Origin of the sequence: Xanthomonas nasturtii, assembly GCF_001660815.1 — a bacterium.
Classification (GTDB): domain Bacteria; phylum Pseudomonadota; class Gammaproteobacteria; order Xanthomonadales; family Xanthomonadaceae; genus Xanthomonas; species Xanthomonas nasturtii.
In genome coordinates this window covers 1-19210 of sequence record NZ_LYMI01000041.1, presented here as the reverse complement: position 1 = coordinate 19210, position 19210 = coordinate 1, and the positions used below count along the sequence as shown (strand labels likewise).

16 protein-coding genes and 1 pseudogene are annotated in these 19210 nt (G+C 65.5%); 11 read left to right on the top strand and 6 right to left on the bottom strand.

Going from position 1 to position 19210, the window contains the following annotated elements:
- Positions 1 to 6 precede the first annotated feature (6 nt).
- The 5 genes from A7D16_RS14875 to purU all read left to right on the top strand — a co-directional run bounded on the left by A7D16_RS14875 (position 7) and on the right by purU (position 4734).
- Positions 7 to 888, top strand: coding sequence for an NAD-dependent protein deacetylase (locus A7D16_RS14875; RefSeq protein WP_064634032.1), 882 nt, complete (start codon positions 7 to 9; stop codon positions 886 to 888).
- A gap of 60 nt (positions 889 to 948) precedes the next feature.
- Positions 949 to 2067, top strand: coding sequence for an NADH:flavin oxidoreductase/NADH oxidase (locus tag A7D16_RS14870; protein ID WP_064634029.1), 1119 nt, complete (start codon positions 949 to 951; stop codon positions 2065 to 2067).
- A gap of 37 nt (positions 2068 to 2104) precedes the next feature.
- Positions 2105 to 2998, top strand: a complete 894-nt coding sequence (locus A7D16_RS14865) for an NAD(P)-dependent oxidoreductase (RefSeq protein WP_064634027.1) — start codon at positions 2105 to 2107, stop codon at positions 2996 to 2998.
- Positions 2999 to 3205: 207 nt separating this feature from the next.
- Positions 3206 to 3598, top strand: coding sequence for an XVIPCD domain-containing protein (locus A7D16_RS14860; protein ID WP_064634025.1), 393 nt, complete (start codon positions 3206 to 3208; stop codon positions 3596 to 3598).
- A gap of 284 nt (positions 3599 to 3882) precedes the next feature.
- Entirely contained in the window at positions 3883 to 4734 is an 852-nt protein-coding gene (purU, locus tag A7D16_RS14855; protein ID WP_064634060.1) for a formyltetrahydrofolate deformylase, read from the top strand.
- Between the two features lie 151 nt (positions 4735 to 4885).
- Here purU and A7D16_RS14850 read toward each other — a convergent pair whose 3' ends face one another.
- The 3 genes from A7D16_RS14850 to A7D16_RS14840 all read right to left on the bottom strand — a co-directional run bounded on the left by A7D16_RS14850 (position 4886) and on the right by A7D16_RS14840 (position 9155).
- Positions 4886 to 6844: a choice-of-anchor X domain-containing protein gene (locus tag A7D16_RS14850; RefSeq protein WP_064634022.1), complete on the bottom strand. Its 1959-nt coding sequence runs from the start codon at positions 6842 to 6844 to the stop codon at positions 4886 to 4888.
- Positions 6845 to 7132: 288 nt separating this feature from the next.
- On the bottom strand, positions 7133 to 8047 hold the full coding sequence (locus A7D16_RS14845; RefSeq protein ID WP_064634020.1) for a methylenetetrahydrofolate reductase: 915 nt from the start codon (positions 8045 to 8047) through the stop codon (positions 7133 to 7135).
- A 181-nt stretch (positions 8048 to 8228) separates the two neighbouring features.
- A complete protein-coding gene (locus A7D16_RS14840) occupies positions 8229 to 9155 on the bottom strand; it encodes a LysR family transcriptional regulator (protein ID WP_064634018.1) in 927 nt (308 codons plus the stop codon).
- A 180-nt stretch (positions 9156 to 9335) separates the two neighbouring features.
- On the opposite strand from A7D16_RS14840, the gene msuE reads away from it, so the two are divergent.
- The 3 genes from msuE (at position 9336) to A7D16_RS14825 (ending at position 12113) form a co-directional block, all read left to right on the top strand.
- The gene (msuE, locus tag A7D16_RS14835) at positions 9336 to 9929 is read left to right on the top strand and encodes an FMN reductase (RefSeq protein ID WP_064634016.1); all 594 of its coding nucleotides are present in this window, start codon (positions 9336 to 9338) and stop codon (positions 9927 to 9929) included.
- 144 nt (positions 9930 to 10073) lie between these two features.
- Positions 10074 to 11057 carry a DUF1852 domain-containing protein gene (locus A7D16_RS14830; RefSeq protein WP_064634014.1) on the top strand — a complete coding sequence of 328 codons (984 nt, stop codon included), beginning with the start codon at positions 10074 to 10076 and terminating at the stop codon, positions 11055 to 11057.
- 27 nt (positions 11058 to 11084) lie between these two features.
- On the top strand, positions 11085 to 12113 hold the full coding sequence (locus A7D16_RS14825) for a methionine synthase (RefSeq protein ID WP_064634011.1): 1029 nt from the start codon (positions 11085 to 11087) through the stop codon (positions 12111 to 12113).
- A gap of 65 nt (positions 12114 to 12178) precedes the next feature.
- Here the strand turns inward: A7D16_RS14825 and A7D16_RS14820 are convergent, their stop codons facing one another.
- Entirely contained in the window at positions 12179 to 13630 is a 1452-nt protein-coding gene (locus A7D16_RS14820; RefSeq protein ID WP_064634009.1) for an OprO/OprP family phosphate-selective porin, read from the bottom strand.
- 755 nt (positions 13631 to 14385) lie between these two features.
- Positions 14386 to 15264 (bottom strand): SDR family oxidoreductase, encoded by an 879-nt coding sequence (locus tag A7D16_RS14815; RefSeq protein ID WP_064634006.1) that lies wholly within the window; start codon positions 15262 to 15264, stop codon positions 14386 to 14388.
- 134 nt (positions 15265 to 15398) lie between these two features.
- Between A7D16_RS14815 and A7D16_RS14810 the strand changes: the two genes are divergently transcribed.
- From A7D16_RS14810 to A7D16_RS14800, 3 genes are all read left to right on the top strand, one after another.
- Positions 15399 to 15830 carry a winged helix-turn-helix transcriptional regulator gene (locus A7D16_RS14810; RefSeq protein ID WP_064634004.1) on the top strand — a complete coding sequence of 144 codons (432 nt, stop codon included), beginning with the start codon at positions 15399 to 15401 and terminating at the stop codon, positions 15828 to 15830.
- 529 nt (positions 15831 to 16359) lie between these two features.
- Positions 16360 to 16857, top strand: a complete 498-nt coding sequence (locus A7D16_RS14805; RefSeq protein WP_064634002.1) for a hypothetical protein — start codon at positions 16360 to 16362, stop codon at positions 16855 to 16857.
- Positions 16854 to 18953: a methyl-accepting chemotaxis protein gene (locus A7D16_RS14800; RefSeq protein WP_239687015.1), complete on the top strand. Its 2100-nt coding sequence runs from the start codon at positions 16854 to 16856 to the stop codon at positions 18951 to 18953. Before A7D16_RS14805 ends, A7D16_RS14800 begins: the two co-directional genes overlap by 4 nt.
- Positions 18954 to 18977: 24 nt before the next feature.
- Here A7D16_RS14800 and A7D16_RS14795 read toward each other — a convergent pair.
- Positions 18978 to 19210, bottom strand: a pseudogene (locus A7D16_RS14795) (IS5/IS1182 family transposase); the annotation flags it as partial.

Below are 19210 nucleotides of genomic sequence, written 5' to 3'. Positions count from 1 at the left end.
TGTTCGATGACCGCTGTCCTTGCCCACGCCGACGACGCACTGCAGGACTTCATCGAGCGCCACCAGCGCCTGTTCGTGCTCACCGGTGCCGGCTGCAGCACCGATTCGGGCATTCCCGACTACCGCGATCTGCAAGGCGGTTGGAAGCGTCCGCAACCGGTGACCTTCCAGGCCTTCATGGGCGAGCTGTCCACGCGTCAGCGCTATTGGGCGCGCAGCCTGGTCGGCTGGCCGCGCTTCGGGCTGGCGCAACCCAATGCCACCCATCACGCGCTCGCTGCCCTGGAAGCGCGTGGGCAGCTGGAAGTGCTGCTTACCCAGAACGTGGACCGCCTGCACCAGGCCGCCGGCAGCCAGGCAGTGATCGATCTGCATGGCCGGCTCGATGTGGTGCGCTGCATGGGTTGCGAGCGTCGCATGCCACGCACCGATTTCCAGCTGCTGCTGGAGCAGGCCAACCCCGGCTGGGTCGACCTCGACGCCACGCAGGCACCAGACGGCGATGCTGATCTGGACGATGTCGCCTTCGACACGTTCGTGGTGCCGCCGTGCCCGGTGTGCGGCGGCGTGCTCAAGCCGGACGTGGTGTTCTTCGGCGAGAACGTGCCGCGCGAGCGCGTGGAGCGCGCCTTTGCGCACTTGCAGGCGGCCGCTGCGGTGCTGGTGGTGGGCTCGTCGCTGATGGTGTATTCGGGCTTTCGTTTCGTGCAGACCGCTGCGCGCAATGGTCTGCCGATCGCCGCACTCAACTTCGGCCGGACGCGCGCCGATGAGCTGCTCACGCTGAAGGTGGAGCAGTCGTGCGCGCAGGCGCTGGCGTTCCTGCATGCGCCGCCGGACCTGCCGCGTGCACGCAGCGTCAATGACGTCAGTGCGCGCTCTGCATGACGCAGTGATCCATCGCAGCGGTTGCGCCGGCGCGCCCGGCGCAGTGCAATAAGCGTCCCCGTGTCAGCTGTGGATGCCGCCTTGAGCCAGTTGTTCTCTCCCATCACATTCGGTCCGCTTGCGCTCGCCAACCGCATTGTCATCGCGCCGATGTGCCAGTACTCGGCGCAGGACGGCCGCGCCAGCGATTGGCATCGCATCCATCTGGGCACGTTGTCGCAATCCGGCGCCGGCCTGTTGATTCTCGAAGCCGCTGCGGTGGTGCCGGAAGGGCGCATCAGCTACGCCGATCTGGGCCTGTACGACGACGCCACCGAGCAGGCGCTGGATGAGGTGCTGCAATCGGTACGGCGCTGGTCGCCGATGCCGATCGGCATCCAGCTGGCGCATGCCGGCCGCAAGGCCTCCACCGACCTGCCGTGGAACGGCGGCGAGGCCATCGCACCCGATCACGCGCACGGCTGGCAAACGGTGTCTGCATCGGCGCTCGCGTTCCGGGAAGGTCAGCCGGTGCCGCAGGCATTGGACGAGGCGGGAATCGATGCGGTGGTGGATGCCTTCGTCGCATCGGCAAAACGTGCCGAACGATTGGGTCTGCAGTTGATCGAATTGCACGCCGCACATGGCTACCTGATGCATCAGTTCCTGTCGCCGCTGAGCAACCAGCGCAGCGATGCGTACGGCGGGTCGCTGGAAAATCGCATGCGGCTGACGCTGCGCATCTTCGACGCAGTGCGTGCGGCAGTGTCCGAACACATCGCCATCGGCGTGCGCATCTCCGCCACCGATTGGGTCGAAGGCGGTTGGGATGTGCAACAGAGCATCGCCTTGTCGAAGGCGCTGGATGCACGCGGCGCGCATTACATCCACGTTTCCAGTGGCGGGCTCGATCCACGCCAGCAGATTCCGCTGCAGGCGGGCTATCAGATTCCGTTTGCACAGCAGATCAAGGCGCAGGTCGACACGCCGGTGATCGGCGTGGGCCTGATCACCGAGCCAGCGCAGGCCGAGGCGATTCTGCAGGACGGCCAGGCCGATGCGATCGCGTTGGCGCGCGGCATCCTGTACGACCCGCGCTGGCCGTGGCATGCCGCCGCTGCACTGGGCGCATCGCTCACCCCGGCGCCGCAATACCTTCGCTGCGAACCGCGCGATGCGCGCGGCGTCTTCGCCAGCTGACCCGCATCACCGACCTCATACCGGACAAGGACAACGCATGCCGATAGGATTTCTGGGCTTGGGCACGATGGGCCTGCCGATGGCGCACAACCTGCTGCGCGGCGGATTCGAACTGAGTGTCTGGAACCGCTCGCCCGAACGTGCCCATTCGCTGCGCGAGGGCGGCGCAAGCGTGGTGGAGCAACCGCGCGATGCCGCGCACGGGCCGCTGCTGTTTTCGATGCTGGCCGACGACACCGCAGTGCGCCAGACCCTGCTGGAGCGCGGCGTGCTGGACGCGCTGCCGGCGGGCAGCGTGCACGTCAACATGGCCACCATCTCGGTGGCGCTGGCGCATGAGTTGACTGCACTGCATGCCGAACGCGGTGTGGCCTACGTGGCCGCGCCGGTGCTCGGGCGCGTGGATGTGGCCGAAGCCGGCAAGCTCAATATCCTGGCCGCCGGCGATGAGGCAGCAGTGGCGCGGGTGCAGCCGATGTTCGATGCGCTGGGGCAGAAAACCTGGCATATCGGCAGCGTGCCGGAGCAGGCCAATGCAGTGAAGCTGGCTGCCAACTTCTGCCTGGCCAGCGCCATCGGTGCCATGGCCGAAGCCAGTGCGCTGGCACGCGGCCACGGCGTGGATGCCACGCAGTTTCTGGGCATGCTCACCAGCACCTTGTTCGCCGCGCCTGCCTACCAGGGCTACGGCCGCCTGATCATGCAACGCGAGTACCTGCCAGCCGGCTTCACTGCCACGCTCGGTCGCAAGGATGTGGATCTGGCCATCCAGGCCGGCGCCGACAAACAGGTGCCGATGCCGTTGGGCGAATTGCTGCGCGCCGGCCTGGACGAGGCCATCGCCCACGGCGATGGCAGCGCAGACTGGGCAGTGCTGGCGGAAGTCTCGGCACGGCGGGCGGGGCAGGTTGCCTTACCACAGCATCCATAAGGCGGGAGCCAGCCCTGCGCAAGGCACTTCGCTTTAAAGCGCAACGCCCATCGCGTTGCTCACCTAAACATGCAGCAGACCTTCTAAAATGCCGGCTCGTTACAGCCGCCGCTCCAGGGAGGATGCGATGCGACACCTGCATATCACGCTCGGTTCGACCGAGCGCACACTGCGTGCACTGGCCTGCGCCGGTGCCGGTGCCGCGCGATGACCAGCGCCCCGGTCATCGACCAAGGCCCGGTCGGCCCCGATCATCCCGAGCACCCGGACCATTATCTGTTCGCACAGATCCGCGAAGCGGTCAGCGTGCTCGATGCCGAGTTGCACAAGCCCGCCGACGAGGCCAGCGAGCGCATGGCTGCGCGTCTGCTGCCGCTGGCCAAGCAGCATGGTTTCGATCAGGTGGACTACGTGGTGCTCAGTCGCCATCTGGGCGAAGTGGGCGAGAACGTGTTCCTGGTGCGTGGCGAGCTTTCCGACCCCGCGCATCTGCGGGCGCACATCACCACGCAGCAAGCCATGGAAACATCGGTGGACGCCTCGCTTGCATTGCTGGACGAGATCAACCGGCGGCTGATGCTGCGTCTGCCGCCGCGCTGAGCGCTGTAGCCGGGATCGCCCCTGGTCCAGCGCCGTGGGCGTCACCGCAGCACGGCTCCGAACGGCCAGCAAGACACGCCCCGAGTTCGCGCTGGAGCTGCCCGCACGAGGCATGGCGATAGGTGTCTGCGGTGGCGGCTACGCAGCACGGAAGCAATGCAGTGACGATGGATCGTGCAAATCCTGCGGCGCCGCACTCCAGGCATCGGTGCCTGTTCGCACTGCAAAAGTTACCGACGCAAGTACTGCGCCGGCAGCGTCATGCATTGGCTATCATTGCGCCGATGCGCTCCGACTACATCCTCACCCTGTCCTGCCCCGACCGCACCGGTATCGTCTATCGCGTCACCGGCTTGCTGTTCGATCTGGCCTGCAACATCCTCGACGCACAACAATTCGGCGACGACGAAAGCGGGCGGTTTTTCCTGCGTGTGCATTTCGACAAGCCGGCAAAAACCGACATCGCCGCCCTGCAACAGCGCTTTGCGCTGCTGGCCGACGAATTCCAGATGGCGTGGCAACTGCACGATGCACGCCGCCGCGCGCGCCTGCTGGTGCTGGTGAGCAAACAGGGCCATTGCCTCAACGACCTGCTGTTCCGCATGCATAGCCGGCAGTTGCCGGTGGAGATCGCGGCGGTGGTGTCCAACCATACCGATTTCGCAGCGCTGGCTGCCTCGTATGGCATCGCCTTCCATCATCTGCCGGTGAGCGCCGACACGCGCGCTGCACAGGAAGCGCAACTGCTCGCCTTGGTGGACGAACTGCAGATCGATCTGGTGGTGCTGGCGCGCTACATGCAGATCCTGTCGCCGGCGCTGTGCCGTGCACTGGCCGGGCGTGCGATCAATATCCATCACAGCTTCCTGCCCAGCTTCAAGGGCGCGCAGCCGTATCATCAGGCGCACGCGCGCGGGGTCAAGATCATCGGCGCCACCGCGCACTACGTCACCGAAGACCTGGACGAAGGCCCGATCATCGAGCAGGACGTCGCCCGCGTCGACCACGCCATGACCCCGCGCGATCTGGTGCGCCTGGGCAGCGACACCGAATCGCTGGTGCTCGCGCGCGCAGTGCGCCGCCACGTCGAGCACCGCATCGTGCTCAACGGACATCGTACGGTGGTGTTTCGCTAGGCAGCAATCTATGCGAAGGAGGGATGCAGTGAAACGCGATTTGGCGTGAGGAACGAGCGCTCACTCGGCGTCATTCTCGAAATCCGCAAGGCCTGAAACATTGCAGGGGCCGGTGCAGATGCACCGACCCCCAGACGCCCTTACATCGGCATCATCTCGCCGCATTCGCATTCATCACCGCATTGCGGTTGGCATCCAGATACTGCGCCGGGTCGCGCATGCCGGTGGAGTGGCATTGCCCGGTAGTGTGGCCGCGGTTCACGCCGCCCGGCAGCTGCGCGTTGACCTGCTCCACGGTGCCGTCTTCCGGGTCGTTCAAGACCAGGTCCGAGGCCGCATTGCAGTAGTCGTTGGTGTACCAGTTGGTCTTGGCGAACGAGGTCGTGTAGTAGTTGACCTTGGCGCGCGCATCGGCGGGAATGCCGGCCAGCCAGGTCTTGGCACCGTCGTAGGTCATGTCAGCGTTGGTGCCGCAGCCCACGCCGAACCACGATCCCACCGCGGCCAATACGCCGGATAGATTGGTGCCCTGATACGGCGTGCCCACCGACTGCATCACCCGCCCGCCGCTGGCGTTATCCAGCCCGCTCCAGTAGTAGGTATACAGGTGCAGCGCGGCCATGCCGCCCTGGCTGTGCGCCACCGTGGCGAACGAGGACCACTGGCTGGCGAACTGCGCAATGCGCTGCGCGAACTGGTCGTTGCTGCGGTTCTGTTCGGCATCCAGAAACGTCGACGCATGGGTGAACCGCGCCTGCGGCCACACCCCGTTGGAGCAATAGCCATGCACCAGCACCAGTTGCGAACCTGCGGCCTGCGGTTGCGCCATGGCAGTGGCACTGGCCAGCGCGGTCGGGCGCGGGCCCATGCGCATGCTTTCGTCGATGGCACCGGTAGCGCGCGCGATGCTGGCGCGTCGCAACGCGGGCAGTTGCAACGGCAGCGTGCCGGCCTGCACCAGCGGGATGTAATGGTCCGGGTCTTCGATACGCAAGCTGCGCAAGCTAAACGGCGCACGCGCACCGGCGCGCGCAATCCAGCGTTCGTCCAGGCTCAGCGGCAGCTGGCCTTGCTGCGGCGTCAGCATGCCGCCGATCCACGCCACCGGCACGTCCTTGCCCTTGGCATCGGTGCCCCATACCTGGCCGAAGACGCGGTAATGCGACGGCGCCTTGCCACGTGCGGCGATGGGCAACGCAATGCTGAGCCGCGTGCCTTCTGCAGTGCGTGCGCTCAGTGCATTGCCGAGCAGACGTAACGAGGTATCCAGCACCGGTAACACATGCTCGCTGGTGCGCACGAACGGCTGCCCGGCCTGGTCATGGCCGCGCACGATCACCTGCGCAATCCAGGTGCCTTCGGCGCTTGGTTGGAATGTGCCCCCGTAGACACCATCGCCGGCAGCACCATCGTCGTGTTGCCCGTCATCGGCCATCGGCAGCGTGCGGCTTCCACCTTGCGGATCGATCACACGCAGGCTGGCGGTCGCGATCTTCCCGGCCTGTGTGGCAAGCAAGGTTGCGCCGCGTGCATCGTTGCCGCTGAGCAGTGCGTTGAGCGTCAGCGATTGCCCAACCTGCTGCCGACGATTGCGCGTGTAAGAGGCCAGCTGCGTGCGCGCATCGCCTTCCATCAGCACATAGCCGCGTTGGGCCACCGGCGATGCCGATTGCAGGGTCAGCGACCAGGCGCCGTTCTGTGCAGATTCCACAGCGTAGCGCATGCCGCTGGCGCCGCTCTCGGCGATGCCCAGCACGGTGCGCTGTGCCTGCAGTTGCGGTTCCACGGCGGCGGCACGTGCGCCGGCAATGCGCGGTGCAGTTACCGAAGCATCCCAGGCCTGGTCGCCGGCCAACACCATGAAACGCAGATGGCCGTTTTCCACCGGCAAGCTGCCTTGCCAACGCGCAGATTGACCGGCCGGCGCCAGTTCCACCGGCAGCAAGGCGCTCTTGGAAAGGATCGCCGACCCGGCCGGATCGGGCGCGCGCATCTGCGCGAACTCTTCCGGTGGGCCAGCCAGTTGTTTGGGCTGCAACTGGGCCGCGGCAAGCGGCGTGGAGAGCAGCGAGAAGGAGCACAGAAACGACAAGAGCGAAGGCTTCGGCATGGCGATATCTCTCCGTGAGCGTTGCAGAAGCGATGCCGCTGCGCATGGCAACGACGTCGGATGCAGCGCCCCGTCGCCGCGATTCGCCGATGGTTATACCGCGCTCTTATGACAGGTCTGCTGTGCGCTGCAGCACCTCACGCGCAGCAAACAAACCGACAGAACTAAATAGTACGGACTGTGATCGAGGTCGTGGACAGGTCGGCTCCGCGCACTCACGCGCCAGCGCGAGAGCAGCCTAGCGCTGCTCTCGCGATGCCGACATGCGCAGGAGTTCTTGCTGCCAGCCTACCGTTCGAAATCGGTTGTGATCGTCGCGCTGCCGGGCCCGATGAGGTGTGCTGATGCAGTGCGCGCGCGATACTGCTCAACCCAGGCGACAGACTGTGCGATACCCCCAAAGGGGAACACGTGCAGGCGCACGTCTCCATGCGCTGGCGTGAGGCCAGTGGCGAGGCGATCCACAAAACGGTCCGGCCGCGCGGTGCCGAACAGCTTGCCGAGCGAGATGCCGTACTTGGACAGCATCGATGCGCTTGCGCCAACACCACAGCGGGCTGCATAGCGTGCCAGCACCGCAACGCCAGCAGGGCCCGGCACGCCCACACGCACCGGATATGCAAGGCCACGCGTGCGCAGCGCCTGCAACCACGTCAGTACGATGTCGGCATCGAATGCGAATTGCGTGACGATCAGCGGCGCCATGCCGCGCGCTGCGATGCTGCGGCACTTGCGTTCCAGCGCATCCCAGCGCTCGCTTGCATGCATGTTCGGATGTTCTTCCGGGTGTCCCGCAACGGCGATGGTCTGGATGCCCGCGCGCTCGAACACACCTGTCGAAATCAGCGAGAGGCTATCCGGAAAAGGCCCGCGCGGCGAAGACGCATCGCCCGCGATGACCAGGCAGTGCGCAACGCCGGCGTCATCGGCCGCGCGCCGGACGAACCCTTGCAGCGCGTCGAGCGAGGCGATGCGGCGTGCGGAAAGGTGCGGCATCGGCGAAAAGCCGAGTGTGCGCACCCGCTGTGCGGCGGCCAGACGCGCGTTGTCGTCCTGCCCGGGCAGGTAGGGGATGAACATGGTTGTGCCACGCAGGATTCCAGGCGCTGCTGCGGTCAACGCGGGCATGTCGTTTGCGCTGACCTCCAACGAATAGGCATCGGTGAGCGTGCCGGCAAGGCTGGGCGTTCCCGGATGACTCAAGGGTTATGCCGCTCTATAGGGGTGATGGGATGGCTTGGGCATGTCAGCTGTGATCGAACAACGCTGAAAGCCGGCATGGCTTCCAGAACGTCCCCAGAGCACGGCGTGCCGCAGCAACGCCGCAACAGCCTGTCATGGCCCGCAGGCAGTGCACGTGGCATTCGCCTGAAAGTGCTGCCCATCAGTTGGCGCCTGCAGTGTTGGCGGTGGAGGCGGCAATGGCCTTGGCAGGCTGGCGCGCCAGTTCGATAAAGGCGCGCAAGTAATCGACGGCGATATCGGCCTCGCGTGCGCCCAGATAGATCTGCTTGGGGATGCCGCGCGCACCCAGCCGCACCGGCACCACCTCCATCCTGGCCGCGTATTCCTCCACCAGCCAGCGCGGCATGGCGGCCACGCCGCGGCCGCTGGCCACCATCTGCATCATGATGTCGGTGGTTTCGATGGCCTTGTGGCGCCGCGGCGTGACACCGGCCGGCAGCAGGAACTGGCTGTAGATGTCCAGCCGCTCCAGGTCCACCGGGTAGCTGATGAGCACCTCGCGGGTCAGTTGCTGCGGTTTGACGTAGGCCGCCGACGCCAGCGCATGACCCTTGGCCACGACCAGCACCTGCTCGTAATCGAACACCGGCTCGAACCGCAGCCCGGGCTTGAACAGCGGGTCGGGCGTGACCAGCAGATCGATCTCGTAGCCGAACAATGCGCCGATGCCGCCGAACTGGAACTTCTGCTTCACATCCACATCCACATCCGGCCAGGTAGCCAGATACGGCGCCACCAGCTTGAGCAGCCATTGGTAGCAGGGATGGCACTCCATGCCGATGCGCAGCGCACCGCGTTCGCCCTGCGCAAACTGGCCCAGGCGCTCTTCGGCCAGATCCAGTTGCGGTAGCACCCGGTTCGCCACCGCCAGCAGGTACTGGCCAGCCTGGGTCAGGCGCAGGCTGCGCCCCTCGCGCAGCCACACATCGGTGCCCAGCTGCTGTTCCAGCTTTTTCATGCTGTGGCTCAACGCCGACTGGGTCAGGTTCAACACGCCCGCCGCGGCGGTCAGCGAGCCCTGCTGCTCGACCTGCTGGACGATGGTGAGATGGATGCGCTCAAGCATTCAGATGATCCGAATTCATGGATTGTTGAAATAACACCATTTTACTTCATTGAAGGCGAACCCTAGCATCGGGGTCGTCGTCGTTCGCCCGCCTCGGAACACGCCCGCAGCCATATGTCGGCACAAGCGGGCCCACCGTAGGCGGCGCCGCGCGCCTCCCCACTGCTCAGGTCACCCCGCATGACTGCACACCCGCCACATCCGCTCCGCGTCGTTGCCGTTTCCGGTGGACTGCAACGCCCCTCCAAGGCCGCTGCCCTGGCGCAGCACCTGATGGCCCTGATCGGCGAAGCGGTGCCATGCGAGCAACATCTGGTCGAACTCGGGGCCTTGGCGCCGCATTTTGCCGGCGCGCTCTGGCGCGCGCAGTTGCATGACACGGTAGAGCAGGAACTTGCCGCCGTGGAGCAGGCCGATGTGCTGGTGGTGGCAACGCCGGTGTATCGCGGCTCGTTCACCGGGCTGTTCAAGCACTTCTTCGATTTCATCCAGCAGGATGCCCTGGTCGACACCCCGGTGCTGCTGGCGGCCACCGGCGGCAGCGAACGCCATGCGCTGGTGATCGACCACCAACTGCGGCCGCTCTTCAGTTTCTTCCAGGCACGCACGTTGCCGCTGGGCGTCTACGCCACCGACCGCGACTTTCTGGATTACCGCGTGCACAACGAGGCGCTGGCCGAGCGCGCCAGGCTGGCGGTGCAGCGCGCACTGCCACTGATCGCACTGACGCGGCCCGCAAGCACCGGCGCCGCAACTACGGTGGCCGCCGCCTGAGCGGCATTCGCTCCACGGCGGGTCATCTGCGGCAGGAGCCATTGGCGCCTGCCCGCTGATCCACAGGCCGGGCGCCTCCATCCCACACCCACCGCTGCGCCGCAAAGCGTGCGTCTCACCCAACGAATCAAGGCGTCAGTTGCAATGACTCAGGAATTTACCTTCACCATCAAGAGCCTCTGGTTCGACGAGCACTACCAACCCGCGGCCAATACGCGCAACACCACCAACTTCGCCAACCTGGCCCGGGGGCAGCGTCGTCAGGAGAATCTGCGCAACACGCTGGCGATGATCAACAACCGCTTCAACGACCTGGCGCATTGGGATAACCCCACGCGTGGCCGCTATGGTGTCGCGCTGGAAATCATTTCTGCCGAGATGCACATCGACAGCAACGCAGCGGGCGATGCGTTTCCCTTGATCGAGATATTGAAGCCCACCATCGTCGACCAACACACCGGCGCGCATATCGACGGCATTGCGGGGAACAATTTTTCGTCCTACGTGCGCGATTACGATTTCAGCGTGCTGCTGCCTGCGCACAATCAGGACAGTTCCGGCTTCCACATCCCGGAGGATTTCGGCAGCCTGCACGGCACGCTGTTCAAGCATTTCGTGAACTCTCAGGCGTACAAGGCGCGCTTCGATAAACCACCGGTCATCTGCATCAGCGTCTCCAGCAGCAGGACCTACCATCGCACCGGAAACCGGCACCCCATCCTGGGCATCGAATACAGCCAGGACGAGGGTTCGTTGACGGACCGGTATTTCGAAAAGATGGGCCTGAAAGTGCGCTATTTCATGCCGCCCGACAGCGTCGCACCCTTGGCGTTCTATTTTGTCGGCGACCTGCTGAGCGACTACAGCAACCTGGAGCTGATCGGCACCATCAGCACCATGGAAACCTTCCAGAAGATCTACCGGCCGGAAATCTACAACGCCAATTCCGCGGCGGGGGCGACCTATCAGCCGAGCCTGAAGCATCAGGATTATTCGTCCACCCAGATCGTCTACGACCGCGAAGAGCGCAGCCGCCTCGCCGTCACGCAGGGCAGGTTCACCCAGGAGCACTTCATCCGGCCCTACGGCAACCTGCTCGCGCAATGGGCGTCCCGCCACGCCTCCTGATCACCACGCCTACAAGACATCAACATCATGACGAAGCTGCTCCCCACCTCAACCGCCGGTAGCCTGCCCAAGCCGTCCTGGCTTGCGCAGCCGGAAACACTCTGGTCGCCCTGGAAGCTGCAGGACGACGCACTGACCGAAGGCAAGCAGGACGCCTTGCGCCTGTCGCTGCAGGAACAGCAGCACGCCGGCATCGATATCGTGAGCGACGGCGAACAGACCCGTCAGCATTTCGTCACCACCTTCATCGAACACCTCAGTGGTGTCGATTTCCAGAAGCGCGAGACGGTCAGGATTCGCGACCGCTACGATGCAAGCGTGCCGACCGTCGTTGGCGCGGTGAGCCGGCCCAACTCCGTGTTCGTGGACGATGCCAGATTCCTGCGCCAGCAAACCCGCCAGCCCATCAAGTGGGCGCTGCCCGGCCCCATGACCATGATCGACACGCTCTTTGATGCGCACTACAAGAGCCGCGAAAAACTGGCCTGGGAATTTGCCAAGATCCTCAACCAGGAAGCCAGAGAACTGCAAGCGGCCGGGGTGGACATCATCCAGTTCGACGAGCCGGCCTTCAATGTGTTCTTCGACGAGGTCAACGACTGGGGTGTCGCCACCCTGGAGCGTGCGGTCGAAGGGCTCACCTGCGAGACTGCCGTGCACATCTGTTACGGCTACGGCATCAAGGCCAATACCGACTGGAAGCAGACTCTGGGATCGGAGTGGCGCCAGTACGAAGAGTCGTTTCCCAAGCTGCAGGCCTCCTCGCTCGACATCATTTCGCTGGAGTGCCACAACTCGCACGTGCCGATCGATCTGATCGAACTGGTGCGCGGCAAGAAGGTGATGGTCGGCGCCATCGACGTGGCAAGCACCACGATCGAAACGCCGCAGGAAGTGGCCGAGACCTTGCGCAAGGCGCTGCGGTTCGTCGATGCCGACAAGCTCTACCCGTCCACCAACTGCGGCATGGCACCGCTCGCCCGGGATGTCGCGCGCGGCAAACTCAGTGCGCTTAGCGCAGGCGCGCAGATCGTGCGTGCAGAGTTGTCGGCCTAGAGACTGGAGCCACCAGGAAGCCCCCGCAAGCGGGGGCTTTTTCGTTTTCCATCACGTTGCAGCGATCAGTAATTGATCTGCAACTGCAGCCGCAGCAGATCGCCTTCCACCACCGGGTACGGCGCGGTGGTGACGTCGGTGCGCTTCATCTTCGAATAGGCGAACACCAGTTCCAGCGCATCCATCGGCTGCCATTCGACACCGGCTTCCACTTCGTCCAGACGCATGCGCGGCGCATTGGTGTCGAACTTGGAGCCGCCGCGGTAGGTCTGCCATTTCAGGTAGGGCAGCAAGGTGCCGTAGTTGAAGTCGTGCTTGAACATCGCCTGCACATAACCGCCGCTCAGCGAGCGGGTGCGGATGCGGCGCTGCTCCACATCCAGTTCCGGGCCGCGTCCCACCGTCCACTCGGCCTGCAGACCGAACGGCTGCGGGTAATAAATGATGTGCGCGGCCACGCGCTGGTCGGTGTAGCCGTTGGGGTCGGTGATGGCGGGAGTGAAGCTGCGCCCACCGATGTTCACCGCCGCCGCAGTCGGCACGAAGCGCCCGCTGTACGCATCGGCGCCCACTTCCAGGTACTGTCCATTGGCGAACTTGAACGGGTAGGTGGCGTGCACCACCGCGTGCATGCCGTCGTTACGCTCGGCGCGGTTGGCGCCCTGGCCGTTGTACACGCCCACGCCCAGCACGCCGTAATCGCCCGACCCCTTCAGACCGGATTTGACCAGGTCCTGGAAGCGGCCCTTGGCCACGGTGGGGCTGTAATAGAACACCGCACCGATATCGCGTTCGTCGCGCAGGCCGGAGTTGAGCGCGTCGGCACGATCCAACGTGAGGCGGTTCTGACTGGACTGCAGGTTTTCCCAGCCGTACGGCATCTTCGACTGGCCCACACGCACGCGGTACTCGCGCTTTTTGTCGAAGAAGATGTCGGCGTAGGCATCGCGCAGCTGCGCGAAGTTGGTGGTATTGGTACCGGCCGGGGTGCTGGCAAAGTCCGGCTGGAAATACAGCGACACGTGCTCGTTGAGATCACCGCTCAGCACCAGGCGCGCGCGCCGGATGCCCAGGCTCTGGTCGTTGCCAATGAAGCGGTCGCCCGGCGCGCGCAGGTCCTGCGCATCGCCGCCGATGCCCTGGTTGTAGCGGATCTGGGTGTAGCCGCGCAGGCTGAGTTTGTCGTACCACTTCTTGCCGGCATCGCTGGCCTTGGCCGGTGCGGGCGCCGGGACCGGGGCCGGCGCGGCCTGGGCCACGGCGGTATCGGCCGGCGTGGTGGCGCCCGGCGCGGGCGGCAGCGGCTGTACCGGCGCGGCGGGCATCGCCGAGGCCGGCAGCTTGCCGTTTTCGTCCACCTGCACGAATTTGCCCAACTTGTCGCGGCCCGGTGCCGGCTCGGCGAAGATCTGCTTGGTCTTGCGGTCGACGTACAGCTCCAGCTCGGCGGCCAGCGTGCTGCCGCTGGCGGTCGCGCTGAGGGCGCACAGGACGGTGGCGAGATTGCGTTTTTTCATTGGTCCGGCTCGTGCAAGGGAAACGGGTCGGCGGCTGCGTCGCGCCGGCGCTGCCCGAAAGGCGCTGCGCGGCATGGAAGCGCCTGCCAGGGCGCCGGTCATCCTGACGTAGCGGCAAGGGCAGCAGTTATATTTAGATTTGATGTCAGTTTGGTGACGCTGGCAGGCCTGCCCACGGAGGCCCTTGTGTCACTGTCGTGTCGGAGCGATGGCAGTTCTGCGACCGGCGTGAGACGAGCCCAACTGCGCGCGGCGTTACCGGAGGTGGGCCGGGCAGGGGCGTGTACGAGTCCGCCAGAACGGCATACTGGCGACCACGCGCGGCCAGACGACGTCTTAGGCGGCTGTGCGGCCGATGGCTGCGCGATGCCGCGCACAGAACGCGCCGGGGCAGCTGGTGGGGACGAGGGAGGGTGCCTGCGCCGTCATCGCGCAGCGGCGAGCAGGGCCAGCAGAGAAGCGCGTCATCGGTACGGTGCTGCCGCTCCGCGCAATGCCACAATTGCAGCACGCCCGTTGTCCGGGCTGTGCATTGCCGGGAACCTTCAGGTAAGCAGTGCCGCTTCGGCACGATCACAGCAAGATGTCGCCGGGCAAGACGCGCACGGGAGTGCACTGGCTGCCCACCGAACCAGGGCAAGCCGTGAAGACCACTCAGCTCGCCGTGATCGCGAACGATCATGGCGACCACCATCGGCACGGAGCGAACCACCGCGTGCCGAGACCGTCGGCAACGCAGTGGCCGCCAGCGCGACTCAGCGCGCGGCGAGCGCCGCCGCCACTGCGTCGCGCAGCGGGGTGGTGGGGCGGCCGATCAGGCGGCTCAGGGTGTGGCTGTCGTCGAACAGGCTGCCGCCACGTGAGGACGCAGAGCACTGCGCCAGCACCTGGGCGAAGCCGGCCGGCACGCCGATCTGCACCAGCGCCGCCGCGTAATCGGCTTCCGGCAGGTCGTGGTAGGCCACCGGCTTGCCCGACTGCTGCGCCACTTCGGCGGCGTACTCGGCCATGCTGAAGGCGGTATCGCCCGCCAGCTCGTAAACCTGCCCGGCCTGCGGCGCCTCCGAGGCCAGCACCGCTGCCGCTGCCGCCGCATAGTCGGCACGCGTGGCGGCGCTGATCTTGCCCTCGCCGGAGCTGCCGATCACCGCGCCGTGCTCCACTTCGGCCGCAATCGAGCCGGTGTAGTTCTCGGTGTACCAGCCGTTGCGCAGCAGCACATGCGGCACGCCGCTCTCGCGCAGCAGGGCTTCGGTGGCCACGTGCTCATCGGCCAGCGACAGCGTGCTGGTTTCGGCATGCAACACGCTGGTATAGGCCAGCAATTCCACCCCGGCGCGCTTGGCCGCCTCGATCACGTTGCGATGCTGCGGCACGCGCTGGCCGACCGCGTTGGACGACACAAGCAACACCCGGCCGACGCCGGCAAAGGCCGCATCCAGGCTCTGCGGGTCTGCATAGCCGGCCCGACGCACCGCGATGTCGCGTTTTGCGAACTCGGCAAGTGACGCGGTATCGCGGGCCGTTGCTACGATGCGGTGTGCGGGCACGCGCTCAAGCAGCGCTTCGACAACCAGCGCACCCAGCTGCCCGCTGGCGCCGGTGACAAGAATCAGGGGGGATGCAGATGCCATGGCGCGCTCCTATAGGGTTGCATAAGAGATTTGGTCTATTATTTAGACCGTTTTGTCCGCCAGAATAGTGTCAGCGCCGCCCGGACCTCCGCAAGGAGGCAGTTTTCTTCCCCCTGGTTACTGAGAGATATCCCGTGAATGCGATTGCCTTGTTCCCGCCACCGCCCTCCCTGGAAGGTCCCTTCGATGCCACCAAGTGCCCCGTGCGCGATGTGCTCGACCAGATCGGCGACAAGTGGACCCTGCTGATCCTGCTGACGCTGATCCCCGGTCCGTCGCGCTTCAGCGCTATCCAGCGTGCCGTACCGGACATCTCCAAGCGGATGCTGACCCAGACCCTGCGCAACCTCGAGCGCAACGGCATGATCTCCCGCAAGGTCTACGCCACCAAGCCTCCCAGCGTGGAATACGCACTGTCCAAGCTCGGCGTCGCCTTGCTCGGCCCGGTCTCGCAACTGCTCAACTGGGCAGGCGACAACCACGCCGCCATCCGCGCCGCCCGCGAGCGCTTCGATCGCGCGCAACAGACGCTCGTGGCATTGGATCCTGAAGAAGCGATGGCGTAGGCGCAGCAGCATGCGCGGCACTATGCGTCGATGCACTGATGTGATCCAGCGGCGCCTGGCATGCGCACTGCTGCACGCCTCAAATGCACACATGCGCTGAGCCGGTCGGTCGATCACCTATCGTCGATTGTCAGCGCAATAACCGGCACGGCTGCGTGTTGGTAAGACGGCCTGGCGATTGATGACATCGCGCGCGGCGTCCTTCTCGACATCTTGCAACGTTTTTGCTGCCGCGCACCTAGCCGTTTATCGACGCTCCGTTGAGAGCTCGAAGCGCGCATGTCGCTACAGGCGATCGACCCGGCGATGCCAATCCATGCGTCGCGCGAGGCGTGAAAGCCCACTCACAAATATTCGTGTTGGCTAAACACATCGCGGCGTGCGCATAGCGTCTGCGGCTCGTAAACCCTTGCTGTGCAACGCCGGTATCTCAAGCTATCGCCGCCATCGCAAATTTCAATCGCAAGCCGCCTCAAGCACAGTAGCCCGCATCCGATAAGGGCTCACCTTCCCTCGTGAACCCCGCGCCATGCCCTTGTTCGGCAGCATCTCTCCTGCATCGCGACGCACCCTGGGCGCCGCCCTGCTTGCGTTGTGGTGTGGCTGGATCGCGGTGGCGTGGACAACGCCACGCGCGCATGCAGGTGATCTGGCCAGCGCCTGGGCGCAGGTCCAGGCCCGCCTGCCAGCGGCCCAGCCGGCGCCGATGCTTATCGGCGTCGCAGGGGCCTGCGCCTGCGCGGATCTTGCAAGCGATCGCGCCTGGGCCATGCTCAGCAGCGCAGTGCGCGCTCGCGGCGGCCAGGTGCGCCTGCTCGACAACCCCGCACTACGCGGTAGCGGCTATTCGGTGTGGTTGCTCGGCGCTGACGGCCAACCGCGCTACGCCGGCCCGGCCGATGGCGGCGCCGTGTGTGGCACGGCCGGTGCGGCGGATTGGTCGCGCTGGCTTCCCAACGTACTGGCGCGCACCCCAAGTGCCGCGTTGGCCTTCCCTTGTCCATGTGCCGTGGAGTCGCTGTCATGATGGAACTGCCCGCATCGGCATCGCCGACCTCCACCTACGCCACCCGCCTGGCGATCAAGGCCGATCGGCTGTTTCTGTGGCTGGCCGTGCTGCAGAGCGCCGGCTCGCTGGCATTGGCATGGAACCAGGGCCAATGGACCACGTTCCTGGCAGTGACGCTGCCCAGCCTGGTGCTGATGGCCTGGCAAGTGCATGCCAACCCCGGCACGCGCCTGACCCGTATCACCAATGCCCTGGTGCTGATGGCCCTGGTCGCTGCCACCATCCAGCAAGCGCATGGCTTGGTAGAGATGCACTTCGGCGTCTTCGTGATCCTGGCGCTGCTGCTCTATTACCGCGACTGGTTGCCGGTGGTGGTCGCCGCCGGTGCCATCGCCGTGCATCACCTGGGGTTCTATTGGCTGCAATCGCGTGGCATGCCGGTGCAGGCGTTCACCGTGGGCAGCGGCTTCGGCATCGTGGTGGTGCACGCCGGCTATGTGATCGTGGAAACCGCCTTTGTCTGCGTCATGGCGGTCCAGTTGCGGCGCCAGGTCGATGCGCTCGATCACGAAGCCGAAGCGCTGGCCGAACTGGCCGACACGCTGGCAGCCGGCGCCACCTTGCCACCGGCGATCCTGCGGCAGACCTTCCGCAGCGGATCGCTGGCGCAGGCATTGGTGCGCATGAGCGTGCAGGTGGAAGAACGCATCGCACAGCAACAGCACCTGCTGCTGGAAAACCGACGCATCCGTCTGGCGCTGGATGCATCGGCGATGGCCGTGGCGATTGTTGATGGGCAGGGCGAAGCCATCTATCGCAATCAGTCGTTCCAGCTACTGAGCACGCAGGTCGACACCCACGTGTTGCACACCGCGCTCGCCGATGCCGTGCAGTTGCGGCATGACGCCGGCACCAGCAGAACGCGCGCGCTGGCTGCGTTGCAGCTGCAGGAAAACATCACCCCCGTCCGCGATCACGATGGCGCCTCGCTGGGCGTGGTGGTGGAGTGGCAAGACCGCACCCAGGAGCTGGCGTTGGAAGAACAGCTGGCCACCGTCATTGCACAGGCCACGCGTGGCGAGCTTGGTGCCCGTCTGCAGGGGCACGCCAAGGGCGGCACGCTCGGCCAGCTGGCCGATGGCGTGAATCAATTTCTCGCCATCACCGACGACAGCCTGCAGGACATGCGCCAGATGCTGGCTGCGATGTCGCGCGGCGATCTCTCGCAACGCATCGGTCGCCCGTGCGACGGCGTGTTCGAGCAGATGAAGCGCGATGCCAACGCCACCGCCGACGAGCTCGCCCGCATCATTGCGCAGATCCGCAGCTCAAGCACCGCCATCAATGACGCCGCCGGCCACATCCTCACCCGCAACGATGCGCTGGAACAGCAAGTGCAGCGCCAGTCGGCCACCTTGGGCCGCACCGCCACCCAGGTGCAGGCCGTGCTCGGCACCATGCAACAGCACACCGCACAGGCCGCAGATGCCGACAAACTCACCGCTGCCGCATCCGAGGCCGCGCGCAGCGGTGGCGACACCATGCATCAGGCGATGGGCACCATGCAGCAGATGGAGCAGGCCTCGCGGCGTATCCAGGACATCGTCTCGGTCATCGACGGCCTCGCCTTCCAGACCAACATCCTCGCCTTGAACGCCGCCGTCGAAGCCGCACGCGCTGGCCACGAAGGTCGCGGCTTTGCCGTTGTGGCCAGCGAAGTGCGCGCGCTGGCGCTACGCTCGTCCACCGCCGCCAGCCAGATCAAGACACTCATCGGCGAATCGGTCACGCATATGCAAGCCGGCGTGCAACAGGTCCGCCACGCAGGTGAAGGCATGCAGCACATCGTCAGCACCATCGGCCAGGTCAGCAGCACGCTCAGCAAGATCGCCGTCGCCTCGCAACAAGAGGCCGGCAGCATCGCGCAGGTGCATCACACCCTCGCCGGCGTGGACACCGACATGCGCGAGGGCGTCACCCGCATGCAGGACGCCAGCGCCGCCGCACGCGCCATGGGCGACCATGCCGCGCAGCTGGAAGACGCAGTGAGTGCGTTTGTGGCGGAGGCGCGCGATGGCAGCGCTGATGCAGTGCACAGGCTGCGCGTTGCCTGATCGACGCTGGCCTATTAGGGCCTGTTAACACACCCGAAGTCCATCAACGACAAGGATGAAGCTTAAGAATCCGAGGAACATGACATCCAGCTTTTCGAAGCGCGAGAAAATCCGGCGGTAGCTCTTCAAGCGACGAAACAGCCTCTCCACTTCGTTGCGCCGCTTGTACATTTCTCGGTCGTACTCCCAGGGCTCGACCCGATTGGCTTTTGGCGGGACCACCGGGACGTAGCCAAGATCAAGCGCTAGTTGGCGCG

Bases quoted from the DNA above. Each gene is read 5' to 3' on its own strand.
- purU (WP_064634060.1), top strand. From the start codon at position 3,883: ATGCGCTCCGACTACATCCTCACCCTGTCCTGCCCCGACCGCACCGGT.
- A7D16_RS14860 (WP_064634025.1), top strand. From the start codon at position 3,206: ATGACCAGCGCCCCGGTCATCGACCAAGGCCCGGTCGGCCCCGATCAT.
- A7D16_RS14805 (WP_064634002.1), top strand. From the start codon at position 16,360: ATGCCCTTGTTCGGCAGCATCTCTCCTGCATCGCGACGCACCCTGGGC.
- A7D16_RS14875 (WP_064634032.1), top strand. From the start codon at position 7: ATGACCGCTGTCCTTGCCCACGCCGACGACGCACTGCAGGACTTCATC.
- A7D16_RS14830 (WP_064634014.1), top strand. From the start codon at position 10,074: ATGACTCAGGAATTTACCTTCACCATCAAGAGCCTCTGGTTCGACGAG.
- A7D16_RS14850 (WP_064634022.1), bottom strand. From the start codon at position 6,844: ATGCCGAAGCCTTCGCTCTTGTCGTTTCTGTGCTCCTTCTCGCTGCTC.
- A7D16_RS14800 (WP_239687015.1), top strand. From the start codon at position 16,854: ATGATGGAACTGCCCGCATCGGCATCGCCGACCTCCACCTACGCCACC.
- A7D16_RS14840 (WP_064634018.1), bottom strand. From the start codon at position 9,155: ATGCTTGAGCGCATCCATCTCACCATCGTCCAGCAGGTCGAGCAGCAG.
- msuE (WP_064634016.1), top strand. From the start codon at position 9,336: ATGACTGCACACCCGCCACATCCGCTCCGCGTCGTTGCCGTTTCCGGT.
- A7D16_RS14815 (WP_064634006.1), bottom strand. From the start codon at position 15,264: ATGGCATCTGCATCCCCCCTGATTCTTGTCACCGGCGCCAGCGGGCAG.
- A7D16_RS14865 (WP_064634027.1), top strand. From the start codon at position 2,105: ATGCCGATAGGATTTCTGGGCTTGGGCACGATGGGCCTGCCGATGGCG.
- A7D16_RS14825 (WP_064634011.1), top strand. From the start codon at position 11,085: ATGACGAAGCTGCTCCCCACCTCAACCGCCGGTAGCCTGCCCAAGCCG.
- A7D16_RS14820 (WP_064634009.1), bottom strand. From the start codon at position 13,630: ATGAAAAAACGCAATCTCGCCACCGTCCTGTGCGCCCTCAGCGCGACC.